The sequence below is a fragment of the Bradyrhizobium sp. SZCCHNR2028 genome (genome assembly GCF_032380995.1).
GTDB lineage: Bacteria > Pseudomonadota > Alphaproteobacteria > Rhizobiales > Xanthobacteraceae > Bradyrhizobium.
This window is the reverse complement of record NZ_JAUHJF010000019.1, coordinates 62,057-75,669: the sequence shown is the minus strand read 5'-3', so window position 1 is coordinate 75,669 and position 13,613 is coordinate 62,057. Positions and strand designations below refer to the sequence as shown.

The following is a 13,613-nucleotide window of genomic DNA, read 5'->3' as shown; positions in this document are numbered from 1 at the left end:
GCCCATCCGGCGCCGCGTCGATATCCGCCGGTGGTGCGCCCGATGGTTTGCCGGATGGAGTCTTGAATCGAGGTTCTGGCACGCCCTGCGTCAGAGCCGTTTGAATTGAAGCCTGTGAATTGAAGTCTGGATTCGTCGTGTCGGTCATCGATCAGAACGCCATTGCCGTCGGCCCGCGGATTTCCGAGGCCGATGTCGGCGATTATCTCGCGCTCCTGAAGCCGAGGGTGATGTCGCTCGTGATCTTTACGGCGTTGATCGGCCTGCTGATCGCTCCGGGCCATTTCCACCCGGTGCTCGCCATCACCTCGCTGCTGTGCATCGCGGTCGGGGCCGGGGCTTCCGGGGCGCTGAACATGGCGCTGGAAGGCGACATCGACTCGCTGATGTCGCGCACCGCCAACCGCCCGATCCCGCGCGGCCGCGTCACCCGCCAGGAGGCCCTCGCCTTCGGCATCACGCTGTCGTTCTTCTCGGTGCTGACGCTGGGCATCCTCGTCAACTGGTTCGCCGGCGCGCTGCTCGCCTTCACCATCTTCTTCTACGTCGTGATCTACACGCTGTGGCTGAAGCGCTGGACCGCGCAGAACATCGTCATTGGCGGCGCCGCCGGCGCCCTGCCGCCGGTGGTCGCCTGGGTGTCGGCCACCGGATCGATCGCGCCGGAGCCGCTCTGGCTGTTCCTGATCATCTTCTTCTGGACCCCGCCGCATTTCTGGGCGCTGGCACTGTTCCGCAGCGACGATTACGCCCGCGCCGGCGTGCCGATGCTGCCGGTGGTCGCCGGCCCCGATGCGACCCGGCTGCAGATCCTGCTCTACACGATCGTGCTGGTGGCGGTCGCGCTGGCGCCCTGGCCGCTCGGCTATTTCGATGCCGTCTACGGCGTCGTCTCGCTGGCGCTCGGCGCCGGCATGCTATGGCTCGCGATCGAGGTGTTCCGCAAGCGCGAGCGCAGCGCCTCGCTGCGCGCCAACCGCAGGCTGTTCGCCTTCTCGATCCTTTACCTGTTCGCGCTGTTCGCGACGCTCGGGCTCGAAGCGGTCGCGCGCATGATCGCGCCGCTGATCTGGTAAGAGGCGCGAGACTGGAAAACATGGCGATCACGATGGCAGATCCGAACGAGCAGGAGGGCATCGTCCTCACCGAGGCGCAGCTGCGCAGCCGCCGTCGCCGCTCGATCGCGATTGCGCTCGCGCTCGGCGTGCTGGTGGTGCTGTTCTTCGCGGTGACCATGGTGAAGGGTCCCGCGGTGCTGAATCGGCCGATGTAGAGACGCGATGCAGGACAGGGCGAAGCAGACCGCAATGGAAACAACCGACCAGATCGTTCCGGCGACAGCGCCGGCCGCGCCGCGCCGCGGCCTCGGCCGCGATGCGCTGGTCGGCGGCATCTGCGGCGCCGTCGTGGTGCTGATGGTCGGCGCGTCCTATGCCGCCGTGCCGTTCTACAACTGGTTCTGCCGCGCCACCGGCTTCAACGGCACCACGCAGGTCGCGACCGCGGCGCCGTCGTCGGCGCCGCTGGCGCGCCGGATCGGCATCCGTTTCGATGCCAATGTCGCCGGCGGGCTGCCGTGGAAGTTCGAGCCGGAGAAGACCGAGATCGAGGTCGCGATCGGCGAGGTGGTCACGGTCTACTACAAGGTCACCAACCAGGCGGCGCGCACCACCATGGCGCAGGCGGCCTACAACGTGACGCCGCTGACGTCGGGCGCCTATTTCCAGAAGATCAACTGCTTCTGCTTCACCGAACAGACCATGGCCCCGGGCGAGACCCGTGAGATGCCTGTCGTGTTCTACGTCGATCCGGCGATCACGGCCGATCACGAGAATGACGGGCTGAAGACGATCACGCTGTCCTACACCTTCTATCCCGTCCGCGACGCCGAGCCCAAGCCGGTCGCCGCGGGCGAGCCGGACAAACCGCGGGGCAACCTGTGACCGCGCGGACGTCCGATGTCCGGGGACCATTGCTGTTGAACGACACCGTGCCGGCGCGACCGGCATCGATCTGGGGAGAGACCTGACATGGCTGAGGCGCACGCCAAGCATCACGACTACCATCTCGTCGATCCGAGCCCCTGGCCGTTCGTCGGCTCGGTCTCGGCCTTCATCATGGCGTTCGGCGCGATCGGCTGGATGCACAAGATGTTCGGCGCCGCGCCGGTCGTGTTCGGCATCGGCACCATCGGCGTGCTCTACACCATGGCGAGCTGGTGGGGCGACGTCATCAAGGAAGCGCAGTACAAGGGCGATCACACCCGCGTGGTGCAGCTCCATCACCGCTACGGCATGATCCTGTTCATCGCCTCCGAGGTGATGTTCTTCGTCGCCTGGTTCTGGGCCTATTTCAATGCCGCGCTGTATCCGAACTTCGAGGTGCAGGCCACCCGCGACGCCCTGTTCGGCGGCGTCTGGCCGCCAAAGGGCATCGAGACCTTCGATCCCTGGCATCTGCCGCTGCTCAATACGCTGATCCTGCTGACCTCGGGCACCACGGTGACCTGGGCACACCACGCGCTGCTCGAGGGCGACCGCAAGGGCCTGAAATACGGCCTGATCCTCACCATCCTCCTGGGCGCCACCTTCACCTGCGTGCAGGCCTATGAGTACAGCCACGCGACGTTCTCGTTCGCCGGCCACATCTACGGCTCGACCTTCTTCATGGCGACCGGCTTCCACGGCTTCCACGTCCTGGTCGGCACGATCTTCCTGATCGTCTGCCTGGCGCGCGCCTATGCCGGCCACTTCACGCCCAAGCAGCATCTCGGCTTCGAGTTCGCCGCCTGGTACTGGCACTTCGTCGACGTGGTCTGGCTGTTCCTGTTCATCTGCATCTACGTCTGGGGCCACGGCGCCGAGGCGATGGCCCACGGCGCGCACTGAAGCTGGCGCGCACCGCTTCCGCCGAACGTGCTAAGAAGGGGCGGCCCTCGGGCCGCCCTTTCTCGTTGCGGCGGCGCCCGGCGGTTGATCGAAATGTGATCCGCTCTCGTCGCCTCCGGTTGTATCACCATGAGGCGTCGCCCGGCCGCCCAGGGGGCAAGACACCATGACCACCCATCCGCCCGTCACTTTGGCCCAGACCGTCCTGCGCGGGCTCGCCTGCCGCTGCCCGCGCTGCGGCCGGGGCAAGCTGTTCGACGGCTTCCTCAACCTGCGCAAGCGTTGCGAAGCCTGCGATCTCGACTACGCCTTCATCGACACCGGCGACGGTCCGGCGATCTTCATCATGATGCTCGCTGGCGCCATCGTGGTCGGCGCCGCCCTGATCGTCGAGGTGAAGTATCAGCCGCCGTTCTGGGTCCATGCCGCGCTATGGGGACCGCTGATCCTGGTGACGACGCTGCTGCCGCTGCGCGCGATGAAGTCGCTGCTGATCGCCCTGCAATTCCACCACAAGGCCGCGCCCGGCCGTTTGGTGGACAAAACGCCGCGATGAGGGACTTAACGGATCGCCGCCGGCGCGGTGCGCTCCCTCCCCCCTTGTGGGGTGGGGAGGGGGGTAGCTCCGGCGGCAGTCTTTGTGGGGCTACCCCCACCCCCAACCCCTCCCCGCAAGGGGGAGGGGAGCGCACCGTCTGCGCCGGCAGAGCGTGCAGCCTGTCGTTGGCGGCCCTGCAACAATGACCTCGACCCGCCCCAACACCTCATCTCGCGCCTTTGCCGCCTTCACCCTCGTCATGGTCGCACTGTTCATCGGCCTCGGCGTCTGGCAGTTGCAGCGCCGGGCAGCGAAGCATGCGCTGATCGCCGCGCTCACCGATCGCGTCGCCGCTGCGCCCGAGCCGCTGCCGCCACAGACGGAATGGCGCACGCTGACGCCGGAGCGCGACGAATTTCGCCGCGTCAGCTTCACCGCCACCTACACCAGACTGCCGGATGCCATGGTCTACAGCGCCGGCTCGGCCGTGCGCGAGGACGTCTCCGGGCCGGGCACCTGGGCGTTCCTCCCCGCGCGCCTGCCGTCTGGCCAGACCGTCGTGATCGACGCCGGCTTCGTCGCCAACACGATGCAGGAACGCGCGGTGCAGGACCGCGCCACCGCCAAGCTGGTCACCGGCGAGCCGCTCACCCTGACCGGCTATCTGCGTTTCCCCGAGGCTGCAGGCGTGCTCACCGCCGCCGAAAACCGCGGCAAGCGGCTGTGGTTCACGCGCGATCATCTGGCGATGGCCAAGGCGCTCGGCTGGGGCGAGGTCGCACCGTTCTACATCGACCTCGAGACCCCGGTGCCGGACAACGGCATCCCAAAGCCCGGCCCGTTGTCGCCGCATCTGCGCGACGAGCACATGCAATACGCGGTCACGTGGTTCTCGTTGGCTGCGGCGTTGATCGTCGCGTTCGCGGTGTGGGCGCGGGGCCGGCGCGCGTCGCGTCGATGACCCCGTAGCCCGCCGGCAAAACGGCGCTTGACTTAGAGCGCGCTCGAACCCGTAGCCTGCCGGGCGTCGTGAATGGAGATGGGCGCGCATGAAGATCGGCGAGCTGGCCAGGCAGTCGGGGCTGACGCCTCATACGATCCGCTACTATGAGCGGATCGGGCTGCTGCCCAGGGCCGATCGCGACCATGCGCAGCAGCGGGACTACGACGCATCGATCCTGACCTGGATCGAATTCCTCGGCCGGTTAAAGGCCACGGGAATGCCGATCCGGGACATGCTGCGCTATGCCGAGCTGCGGGCACGCGGCGTCGCCACCGAGCCCGAGCGGCGCCAGCTCCTGGAGCGGCACCGCGATATGGTCCGGGCGCGCGTCGCCAGCTTGCAGGATTGCCTTCTCATTCTCGACGGCAAGATCGCCGGCTATGCCGGCACGAACGAGAGGACGAATGATGATGACGCAATCAACGCCCAGCCAAACCACGACGACGAGCCCGATGCCGGGCGGCACGCAATCCGGCGCCAACAACGATCAGGACCGGCTGGCGCGCGGCCGGCGCGCGCTCGATAGCATCGACGGCGAGGCCGGCCACAATGTGATCGCGGCGCTCGCCGACATCGCGCCGGATTTTGCGACCTACGTGATCGAGTTTCCGTTCGGCGACATCTATTCACGCCCCGGCCTCGATCTGCGCAGCCGCGAGATCGCGACCATCGCGGCGCTGACCGCGCTCGGCAATGCCAGCCCGCAGCTGAAAGTTCATATCCATGCGGGCCTCAATGTCGGCCTCAGCCGCGACGAGATCACCGAGGTGATCATGCAGATGGCGGTGTATGCCGGCTTCCCCGCCGCGCTCAACGGCCTGTTCGCGGCCAAGGCGGTGTTCGCCGAAGCCGATGCGAAGGCCGTGGAGGCCGCATAGGTCTGAGCGGACACCGGGTAGCTCGTAGCCCGCATGAGCAAAGCGACATGTGGGACCGGTGCCGACCCGCATGTCGCTGTCGCTCATGCGGGCTACGGTTGCGGGCTACGGCTTGGCCTCGATCGACCGCACGCTCCCCGAGACCTTCACCGGCGCGGCGGCCGATCCGTCGAGATCGACCTGCAGGCAGCAGGGCACGCCCATGTCCTCGCCCTGGCGGATCACGATCGGCCCCTCGGCCGCCCAGGCGAGCTCGCGCAGATAGCCGGCAGACGACGATCGTCAACATTTCTACCGAACGCATTGAACCGCGCGATGACGGCGGAGCGCGGGAGGCTGGTTCGGAGCGCCACCATGCGCTGCGCTCCCGCGCCGGCGTCCGTAACGCCGCCGTAACCCGGAGCCGCGACCATTGCTGTGCCAACAACCGGTTTCGCGCACGGACCAAAACCATTATGGTGCCGGACCATGTTGCCGCTAGGCGGTTCCGATTTCGAATTCAATCAACGGGTTATGGCCTGGTGACGCAGGTCAGGAGAGCGGTTTGACGCGCTATGTTTCGACCCGCGGGGAAGCCCCCGCGCTCACCTTCTGCGATGTGATGCTGACCGGGCTCGCCCGTGACGGCGGCCTGTACGTGCCCGAGACCTGGCCGCAGCTGACGTCCGCGACGATCGCGTCGTTTTTCGGCCGGCCCTATTGGGAGGTCGCCGTCGAGGTCATCAAGCCGTTCGTCGCCGGCGAGATTTCCGACGAAGAGCTCGGCCGCATGGCCAACGAGGCCTATGCGACGTTCCGTCACCCCGCCGTGGTGCCGCTCGACCAGATCGCGCCGCATCAGTTCGTGCTGGAGCTGTTCCACGGCCCGACCTTGGCGTTCAAGGACGTGGCGATGCAGCTGATCTCGCGGCTGATGGACCACGTGCTGGCCAAGCGCGGCGAGCGCACCACCATCGTCGTGGCGACATCAGGCGATACGGGTGGCGCGGCGGTCGAGGCCTTCGCCGGCCGCGACAATGTCGACCTCATCGTGCTGTTCCCGCATGGCCGCATCTCCGAGGTGCAGCGGCGGATGATGACGACGTCGGGCGCGGCCAACGTCCATGCGCTGGCGATCGAAGGTCATTTCGATGACTGCCAGGCGATCGTGAAGGGCCTGTTCAACCATCACGGCTTCCGCGATTCGGTCAGGCTGTCGGGCGTCAACTCGATCAACTGGGCGCGCGTCGTCGCCCAGGTGGTCTACTACTTCACCTCGGCGGTCGCGATCGGCGCGCCCCACCGCGCCGTCGACTTCACCGTGCCCACCGGCAATTTCGGCGACGTCTTCGCCGGCTATGTCGCCAAGCGCATGGGCCTGCCGGTGCGCACGTTGCGCGTCGCGACCAACGTCAACGACATCCTCGCCCGGACGCTGACGACCGGCATCTACGAGGTGCGCGAAGTGCATGCGACGGCTTCGCCCTCGATGGACATCCAGGTGTCATCGAATTTCGAGCGGCTGCTGTTCGAAGCCGGCGGCCGCGATGCCGGCACCGTGCGGCGGCTGATGGACAGCCTCAAGCAGTCCGGCCGCTTCGTGCTGCCGGATGCCATGCTGGCGGCGATCCGCGCCGATTTCGATGCCGGCCGCGCCGACGAAACCGAGACCGCGGCGGCGATCCGTGCCGCCTTCCGCGAGGCCGGCGATCTCGTCGATCCGCACACCGCCGTGGCGCTGGCTGTAGCCGATCGCGACGGCACGGATCTGTCGGTGCCGAATATTGTTCTGTCGACCGCCCATCCCGCCAAATTCCCCGATGCGGTCGAGGCCGCCTGCGGGATGCGGCCGCACCTGCCGGTGTGGCTCGAAGGGCTGATGAGCAAGCGCGAGGACATCAGGATCATGCGGAACGACCAGGCCGAGGTGGAGAAGTTCATCCGCTCGGTCAGCCGGGCCGCCAAGCAGGGAATTGCATGATGGGTGTGGAAGTCACCAAGCTGCCGACGGGGTTGACGGTCGTCACCGACACGATGCCGCATCTGGAGACGGCGGCGCTCGGGGTCTGGGCCGGCGTCGGCGGCCGCGACGAGAAGCCGGATGAGCACGGCATCTCGCATCTGCTCGAGCATATGGCATTCAAGGGCACGACGACGCGCAGCGCCCGCGAGATCGTCGAGACGGTCGAGGCGGTCGGCGGCGATCTCAATGCCGGCACCTCGACCGAGACCACGGCCTATTACGCCCGCGTGCTGAAGGCGGACGTGCCGATGGCGCTCGATGTGCTCTCCGACATTCTCGCCAATCCGTCGTTCGTGCCGGAGGAGCTGGAGCGCGAGAAGAACGTGATCGTACAGGAAATCGGCGCGGCACAGGACACGCCCGATGACGTCGTGTTCGAGCATCTCAACGAGCTGTGCTTTCCGGACCAGCCGATGGGCCGCTCGCTGCTCGGCACCGCCAAGACGCTGGAGGCGTTCGATCGCGACAAGCTGCACGGCTATCTGTCGACGCATTATCGCGGACCCGACATGGTGGTCGCGGCCGCCGGCGCCGTCGATCATCAGCGGGTGGTCGAGGATGTGACGAAGCGATTTGCCAGCTTCAATGGCGGCCCGGCGCCGAAGCCGCTGCCGGCGACATTCGGCAAGGGCGGCTCACGCGTCGTGCACCGCGATCTTGAGCAGGCGCATCTGACGCTCGCGCTCGAGGGCGTGCCGCAGGCCGATCCGTCGCTGTTCTCGCTGCAGGTGTTCACCAACATCCTGGGCGGCGGGATGTCGTCCCGGCTGTTCCAGGAGGTGCGCGAGAACCGGGGGCTCTGCTACTCCGTCTACACGTTCCACGCGCCCTATAGCGACACCGGCTTCTTCGGCCTCTACACCGGGACAGATCCGGCCGACGCGCCCGAGATGATGGAGGTCGTGGTCGACATTATCGGCAATGCGGTGGAGACCTTGAGCGAGGCCGAGGTCGCCCGCGCCAAGGCGCAGATGAAGGCCGGTCTGCTGATGGCGCTGGAGAGCTGCAGTGCCCGAGCCGAGCAATTGGCGCGGCATATCCTGGCCTATGGACGGCCGCAGACCTTGCAGGAGATGGTCGCCAAGATCGAGGCGGTCAGCGTCGAGAGCACGCGCGATGCGGCGCGGGCGCTGCTTGCACGCAGCAAGCCGGCCGTCGTCGCGCTCGGCACCGGCAGGGGTCTGGACACAGCGGTAACTTTCGCCGAAGGTCTGACCGGTTCGAGATCGAAGGCCCAACTGCACTGAACGTGGTGCGGCTCGGTGCGGTCTTCGCATTGAATTCCGCCAGGACTCGGCGCCGGAGATCTGGGGTGGGTCGGAGCAGGCTTCGACCCGGAAAGAGCAGGGGGAGCATCACAGATGGCCCTGTTTCGCTTGCCATCCAACGGACCGGCTGCGCTGGCTCCGCGCGGCCAGGGCCTGCTGCTGCGCGCGCCGCAGATGGCCGATTACGCGCAATGGGCGCGGCTGCGCGAGATCAGCCGCGACTATCTCACGCCCTGGGAGCCGATCTGGCCGTCCGACGACCTGACGCGCTCCGGCTTCCGCCGCCGGCTGCGCCGCTATGCCGAGGACATCTCGGCCGACCGCTCCTATCCGTTCATCCTCTTCCGCGAGCAGGATGGCGCCATGCTCGGCGGCATCACGCTCGCCAATGTCCGCCGCGGCATCGTTCAGGCCGGCACCATCGGCTACTGGATGGGGCAGCCGTTCGCGCATCATGGCTACATGACGGCGGCGCTGCGGCTGCTGCTGCCGACCTTGTTCGGCGAGCTCAATCTGCACCGGGTCGAGGCGGCCTGCATCCCGACCAATACGCCGTCGATTCGCGTGCTGGAGAAATGCGGCTTCACCCGCGAGGGCCTGGCGCGTCGCTACCTGTGCATCAACGGGGTCTGGCAGGACCATTACCTCTATGGCCTGTTGCACGAGGATTTCCGAGGGTAGCAATCGTGATCGGGATGGCCGCGGGAGAGGCCGATCGGGGCTGGTTCCGGCCTCTGAATTGGGTATAGACGCCTGGGCTGGGCGACCGAGTTGCCGGGGATATCAGACGATGCGAGAGACGAGCGTGATCAGGGTTGGGACGTTGGCAGCCGTGCTGCTGGCCTTGGGAGCCGCGGGCGCGGCGCCGCCGGCGGCCGCCCAATCGCTGACCGACCGCTTCAAGAGCCTGTTCGGCGGCGGCTCTGACAACAAGGGACAGGAGAACTTGCCCGCCGGCGGCGGACCGCCGGCCGATCCGACCGAGGGCCTGACCTGTCCGCCGGTCAGCATTCGCGCCGGCGCCTCGACCTACGCCGTGGCCGCGCCCGGCAAGCAGGCGGTCGGCAATGACGTCCGGTTCCAGGCGTCGATCACGAAGACCGCGCGCGAATGCAATCTCAACGGGGCCGAAATCATCGCCAAGATCGGCATCCAGGGGCGCATCGTTGCCGGACCGGCGGGCGCGCCGGCGAGCGTCGACATTCCCATGCGCATCGCCGTGGTCCAGGGCGGCATCGGCGAGAAGGTGATCGCGACCAAGTCGTATCGCACCACGGTGCAGATGACCGAGGACGGCAGCGTGCCGTTCACGATCGTCGCCGAGGACATGGTCTATCCGGTGCCGCCGCCCGGCGCCAATGCCGACAATTACGTCTTCTACATCGGCTTCGACCCGCAGGCCCTGACCCCGGAGCGGCCGCACGGCAAGAAGCGGAGGTGAGGCGAGTGAACGACGGCGAGGCCGCGCTCGGCACGTCCGGGGCTGATGGCCTTCAACGCAAAAGGCCGGCGCGATGAAATCGCCCCGGCCTTTTGAAGATTCTGGATCAGATGGACTGCCGCTCAGTTCAGCTTGCGGCCGACTTCCGCGATGCCTTTGGCCACGAGGTCTTCGCCAAGAGCGCCCCTGACCGACTGCGACAGCACGGTCGCGGCGGCCTGGACGGCGGCATCCGCCGCAGCGGACCTGACGTCGGCGAGAGCCTGGGCCTCGGCGAGGGCGATCTTGCTCTCGGCGGCCTTGGTGCGACGGGCGACGAAGTCTTCCATCTTGACCTTGGCCTCCGCCGCGATGCGCTCGGCTTCCGCCTTGGCGCTGGTGATGATCTCCTCGGCCTCACGTTCGGCACTGGCGCGGCGGGTCTTGTAATCGGCGAGCACCTTGGCCGCCTCTTCCTTGAGCCGCTTGGCCTCCGCCAGCTCGTTCCTGATGCGCTCGGAGCGATTGTCGAGGGCCTTCAGGACCGTGCGGTGGACACCGAGATAGGCGAACAGGCCCATCAGGATCACGAAGGCAATCGCAACCCAGGTTTCCGGATCAGCAAGCAAATGCATCAGGCTGTTCCCTTCAACGATGCATCGACCGCAGCCTCGACCGTCTTGGCCGCAGGGGCCTTACCGGTGAGCTGCTTCACGATCGCGCTGGCTGCGTCTGCGGCGATGCCGCGGACATTGCTCATTGCGGTCGTGCGCGTGGTGGCGATGGACTTCTCCGCCGCCGCGAGCTTGGCTGCGAGGCTGTCTTCCAGCGCCTTGCGCTCGGCGTCCGAAGAAGCCGCGAGCTTCTCGCGGGTCTCGGCTCCGATCGCCTGGGCACGGGCACGAGCCGTCGCCAGCTCGCTTTCATACGCCTTCATCGCGGCTTCGGATTCATCCTTCAGCCGCTGCGCTTCAGCCAGATCGCCGTCGATCGACTTCTGGCGGGCGTCGATGACGGCCCCGACCTTCGGCAGCGCCACACGCGAGACGATCACGTACAGCGCCACGAAGGCGATCACCAGGGAGACGATCTGGGAGGGAAAGGTTTCCTTCTGGAAGGGAGGGAAACCATGCCCGCCATCGGCCTCCGTATGGGCGCTTGCGGTGCCCTTGGCCTCGCCGCCCTTGGCCTCGCCATGACTTTCAGCCACGGGCTTCTCCTGTCCGGCTCAGGCCGTCTTAGACGGCGTACAGCAGGAGCAGCGCGATCAGCAGCGAGAAGATGCCGAGCGCTTCGGTGACCGCGAAGCCGAAAATCAGGTTGCCGAACTGGCCCTGGGCAGCCGACGGATTGCGCAGAGCGGCCGACAGATAGTTGCCAAAGATGATGCCGATGCCGGCACCCGCGCCACCCATGCCGATGCAGGCAATGCCCGCGCCAATGTACTTCGCTGCAACCGGATCCATGAAACGAACTCCTTTGAGGGGTTTGGTAGAGAGGGCCGGATCAGTGGCCCGGATGGATAGCATCGTTGAGATAGATGCAGGTGAGGATCGTGAAGACGTAGGCCTGGAGGAACGCGACCATCAGCTCGAGGCCGGTCAGCGCGACCGTTAGGCCGAGCGGCAGCAGCGCGCCGACCTTGCCGACAAAGCCGAGCGCGCCGAGCATGGTCACGAAGCTCGCGAACACCTTCAGCGTGACGTGGCCGGCCAGCATGTTGGCGAACAGACGGACGCTGTGCGAGATCGGGCGGGAGAAGAAGGAGATGATTTCGATCACGACCACCAGCGGCAGGATCACCGCGGGGATGCCGGACGGCACGAACAGCTTAAAGAACTTCAGGCCGTTCTTGTAGAAGCCGTAGATGATGACCGTCAGGAACACCAAGAGCGCCAGCGAGAAGGTGACGATGATGTGGCTGGAGACGGTGAAGGTGTAGGGGATGATGCCGACGATGTTCGAGACGAAGATGAACATGAACAGCGAGAACACCAGCGGGAAGAACGTCATGCCGTGCGAGCCGGCGCTGGTTCTGATGGTGTTGGCGACGAATTCGTAGGACAGCTCGACCACCGACTGGAACCGGCCCGGCACGAGCGCGCGCCCGGCCGCCATCATCATGACGGCGATGAGCACGACCGCGAGCAGCATGTACGCGGACGAGTTGGTGAAGGTGATCTCCTGATTGCCGATGTGGCCGATCGTGAAGATCTTGTTGAGATGGAATTGGTGGATCGGATCGATCATCCGCGTGGCGTCTCAGTTGTTCACCGGCCACGCCGGCGCTTTGCAATTCACTCGACGATCTTCCGCGCTGATCTCACTGGCGGGGCCTGTCGGGAGCTATGCCTGCGGATCTCACCACGTTCAACACGCCGGCGGCAAAGCCGAGCAGGAAGAACACGATGAATCCGAAGGGCGATGTCGACAGCAAGCGGTCGAAGCCCCAGCCAAGCAACGCGCCGACGAGGACACCGGCGATCAACTCGGACGACAGCCGCAGGCCACGCGCCATGGCCGAAGCCCGGGCTGCAGTGTCACCGCTGCCGTTTCCAGGTTGATCAGCCCCGATCTTTCGGCCGTCGCGAATTTCGGACAACCGTTGGTCGAGACTTCCGAGCCTTGCGGAAAGCGCAGCCTCATCGGGCGACTTGTCGCGATCCTTGTGTCCGCTGCTCTCGTTCGTGTCATCCGCCATGTGCCATCCGCCACGTGTGGAGACCCGACCCGGTGCCGCGAGTTTCAGGAATTAGCGCCCCATCGCCCTTTAAAGCCGCGCGGACCATACTGACCGCATCCCCCCAAGTCAAGATTGCGTGTTGAACTGTTAGATGCCTGAATTTACACGTTTTCTCGGCTTTTTCGTCAGATCGGTCGCGCGTGTCACCGCGCCGCATCAACAGTGTTGTGTGCGGCTGCGATCTTGCACCCGTCAGGACCCTCTGATCAGCTCTCGCTGAGCTCCAATCAACACGGGAACCCGCATGGCGCGCCAGATCGACTACTATTTCTCGCTGCAGTCGCCATGGGCCTATATCGGCCACCGGCTGTTCCGCGACATCGCCGCGAGCCACGGGGCGACCGTCAACCTCAAGCCGGTCATGCTGGTGGATCTGTTCGCCGAGACCGGCGGGCTTCCACTGGCCAAGCGCCATCCGGCGCGGCAGCGCTATCGCATCGTCGAGCTGAAGCGGTGGCGCGACAAGCGCGGTCTTGATTTCCACATCCAGCCGAACAACTGGCCCTTCAACGCCCGGCTCGCCGACGGCGTCGTCATCGCGGCGCAGCAGGCCGGCCTCGATCCGGAGCCCTATCTGCAGCGCGCCTTCCCGGCCATCTGGGAGCAGCAGCTCAATCTTGCGGATGCCGAGGTGATCGCCGGCTTGGCCGATGCAGCCGGACTGCCGGGCCGCGATCTCGTGACGCAGGCGGCGACGGACATGGTCGGGGCGGCCTACGAGCAGAACCGGCAGGACGCGATCGCGGCCGACGTGTTCGGCTCGCCGGCCTATGTGCTGGACGGCGAGATCTTCTGGGGGCAGGACCGGCTCGAGCTGCTGGCGGACGCGTTGAAATCCGGTCGCTCCGCCTATACGTCCGAAACATAGGTGCG

General features: G+C 66.3%; 18 protein-coding genes. 13 read left to right on the top strand and 5 right to left on the bottom strand.

Annotated elements, in window-relative coordinates:
* Positions 1–137: 137 nt before the first annotated feature.
* The 12 genes from QX121_RS25310 (at position 138) to QX121_RS25255 (ending at position 10,018) form a co-directional block, all read left to right on the top strand.
* Complete coding sequence (locus QX121_RS25310) at positions 138–1,076, top strand: heme o synthase (protein ID WP_315813322.1); 939 nt, start codon at positions 138–140, stop codon at positions 1,074–1,076.
* Positions 1,077–1,096: 20 nt separating this feature from the next.
* Positions 1,097–1,273, top strand: a complete 177-nt coding sequence (locus QX121_RS25305; RefSeq protein WP_315735877.1) for a CoxF protein — start codon at positions 1,097–1,099, stop codon at positions 1,271–1,273.
* Between the two features lie 34 nt (positions 1,274–1,307).
* A complete protein-coding gene (locus tag QX121_RS25300) occupies positions 1,308–1,943 on the top strand; it encodes a cytochrome c oxidase assembly protein (RefSeq protein ID WP_315813321.1) in 636 nt (211 codons plus the stop codon).
* An 87-nt stretch (positions 1,944–2,030) separates the two neighbouring features.
* Positions 2,031–2,888, top strand: a complete 858-nt coding sequence (locus tag QX121_RS25295; RefSeq protein WP_315757594.1) for a cytochrome c oxidase subunit 3 — start codon at positions 2,031–2,033, stop codon at positions 2,886–2,888.
* Positions 2,889–3,054: 166 nt separating this feature from the next.
* Complete coding sequence (locus QX121_RS25290; protein ID WP_315735883.1) at positions 3,055–3,444, top strand: DUF983 domain-containing protein; 390 nt, start codon at positions 3,055–3,057, stop codon at positions 3,442–3,444.
* A gap of 184 nt (positions 3,445–3,628) precedes the next feature.
* The gene (locus QX121_RS25285) at positions 3,629–4,387 is read left to right on the top strand and encodes an SURF1 family protein (protein WP_315813320.1); all 759 of its coding nucleotides are present in this window, start codon (positions 3,629–3,631) and stop codon (positions 4,385–4,387) included.
* A gap of 88 nt (positions 4,388–4,475) precedes the next feature.
* Positions 4,476–4,955, top strand: coding sequence for a MerR family transcriptional regulator (locus QX121_RS25280; protein ID WP_315813319.1), 480 nt, complete (start codon positions 4,476–4,478; stop codon positions 4,953–4,955).
* Complete coding sequence (locus QX121_RS25275) at positions 4,882–5,307, top strand: carboxymuconolactone decarboxylase family protein (RefSeq protein ID WP_315813318.1); 426 nt, start codon at positions 4,882–4,884, stop codon at positions 5,305–5,307. The genes QX121_RS25280 and QX121_RS25275 overlap by 74 nt, the downstream gene beginning before the upstream one ends.
* 544 nt (positions 5,308–5,851) lie before the next feature.
* A complete protein-coding gene (gene thrC / locus QX121_RS25270; protein ID WP_315813317.1) occupies positions 5,852–7,267 on the top strand; it encodes a threonine synthase in 1,416 nt (471 codons plus the stop codon).
* Positions 7,267–8,556: a pitrilysin family protein gene (locus QX121_RS25265; protein ID WP_315735902.1), complete on the top strand. Its 1,290-nt coding sequence runs from the start codon at positions 7,267–7,269 to the stop codon at positions 8,554–8,556. Before thrC ends, QX121_RS25265 begins: the two co-directional genes overlap by 1 nt.
* A gap of 114 nt (positions 8,557–8,670) precedes the next feature.
* Positions 8,671–9,258 (top strand): GNAT family protein, encoded by a 588-nt coding sequence (locus QX121_RS25260; protein ID WP_315735904.1) that lies wholly within the window; start codon positions 8,671–8,673, stop codon positions 9,256–9,258.
* Between the two features lie 142 nt (positions 9,259–9,400).
* Positions 9,401–10,018 carry a hypothetical protein gene (locus QX121_RS25255; protein WP_315778388.1) on the top strand — a complete coding sequence of 206 codons (618 nt, stop codon included), beginning with the start codon at positions 9,401–9,403 and terminating at the stop codon, positions 10,016–10,018.
* Positions 10,019–10,140: 122 nt separating this feature from the next.
* Here the strand turns inward: QX121_RS25255 and QX121_RS25250 are convergent, their stop codons facing one another.
* From QX121_RS25250 to QX121_RS25230, 5 genes are all read right to left on the bottom strand, one after another.
* Entirely contained in the window at positions 10,141–10,632 is a 492-nt protein-coding gene (locus QX121_RS25250) for an ATP F0F1 synthase subunit B (RefSeq protein ID WP_315813316.1), read from the bottom strand.
* Positions 10,632–11,207: a F0F1 ATP synthase subunit B' gene (locus QX121_RS25245; protein ID WP_315717910.1), complete on the bottom strand. Its 576-nt coding sequence runs from the start codon at positions 11,205–11,207 to the stop codon at positions 10,632–10,634. The genes QX121_RS25250 and QX121_RS25245 overlap by 1 nt, the downstream gene beginning before the upstream one ends.
* A gap of 28 nt (positions 11,208–11,235) precedes the next feature.
* Positions 11,236–11,463, bottom strand: coding sequence for a F0F1 ATP synthase subunit C (locus QX121_RS25240; protein ID WP_006615622.1), 228 nt, complete (start codon positions 11,461–11,463; stop codon positions 11,236–11,238).
* A 40-nt stretch (positions 11,464–11,503) separates the two neighbouring features.
* Entirely contained in the window at positions 11,504–12,247 is a 744-nt protein-coding gene (locus QX121_RS25235; protein WP_315735910.1) for a F0F1 ATP synthase subunit A, read from the bottom strand.
* 73 nt (positions 12,248–12,320) lie between these two features.
* On the bottom strand, positions 12,321–12,698 hold the full coding sequence (locus QX121_RS25230) for an AtpZ/AtpI family protein (RefSeq protein ID WP_315784748.1): 378 nt from the start codon (positions 12,696–12,698) through the stop codon (positions 12,321–12,323).
* Between the two features lie 286 nt (positions 12,699–12,984).
* Here QX121_RS25230 and QX121_RS25225 point away from each other — a divergent pair, with 286 nt between their 5' ends.
* Positions 12,985–13,608, top strand: a complete 624-nt coding sequence (locus tag QX121_RS25225; protein ID WP_315735914.1) for a 2-hydroxychromene-2-carboxylate isomerase — start codon at positions 12,985–12,987, stop codon at positions 13,606–13,608.
* The last annotated feature ends 5 nt before the right edge of the window (positions 13,609–13,613 follow it).

Coding starts and splice junctions, on each gene's coding strand:
- QX121_RS25305 (WP_315735877.1), top strand. CDS start 1,097: ATGGCGATCACGATGGCAGATCCGAACGAGCAGGAGGGCATCGTCCTC.
- QX121_RS25300 (WP_315813321.1), top strand. CDS start 1,308: ATGGAAACAACCGACCAGATCGTTCCGGCGACAGCGCCGGCCGCGCCG.
- QX121_RS25295 (WP_315757594.1), top strand. CDS start 2,031: ATGGCTGAGGCGCACGCCAAGCATCACGACTACCATCTCGTCGATCCG.
- QX121_RS25290 (WP_315735883.1), top strand. CDS start 3,055: ATGACCACCCATCCGCCCGTCACTTTGGCCCAGACCGTCCTGCGCGGG.
- QX121_RS25285 (WP_315813320.1), top strand. CDS start 3,629: ATGACCTCGACCCGCCCCAACACCTCATCTCGCGCCTTTGCCGCCTTC.
- QX121_RS25280 (WP_315813319.1), top strand. CDS start 4,476: ATGAAGATCGGCGAGCTGGCCAGGCAGTCGGGGCTGACGCCTCATACG.
- QX121_RS25275 (WP_315813318.1), top strand. CDS start 4,882: ATGCCGGGCGGCACGCAATCCGGCGCCAACAACGATCAGGACCGGCTG.
- QX121_RS25265 (WP_315735902.1), top strand. CDS start 7,267: ATGGGTGTGGAAGTCACCAAGCTGCCGACGGGGTTGACGGTCGTCACC.
- QX121_RS25260 (WP_315735904.1), top strand. CDS start 8,671: ATGGCCCTGTTTCGCTTGCCATCCAACGGACCGGCTGCGCTGGCTCCG.
- QX121_RS25250 (WP_315813316.1), bottom strand. CDS start 10,632: ATGCATTTGCTTGCTGATCCGGAAACCTGGGTTGCGATTGCCTTCGTG.
- QX121_RS25240 (WP_006615622.1), bottom strand. CDS start 11,463: ATGGATCCGGTTGCAGCGAAGTACATTGGCGCGGGCATTGCCTGCATC.
- QX121_RS25235 (WP_315735910.1), bottom strand. CDS start 12,247: ATGATCGATCCGATCCACCAATTCCATCTCAACAAGATCTTCACGATC.
- QX121_RS25230 (WP_315784748.1), bottom strand. CDS start 12,698: ATGGCGGATGACACGAACGAGAGCAGCGGACACAAGGATCGCGACAAG.
- QX121_RS25225 (WP_315735914.1), top strand. CDS start 12,985: ATGGCGCGCCAGATCGACTACTATTTCTCGCTGCAGTCGCCATGGGCC.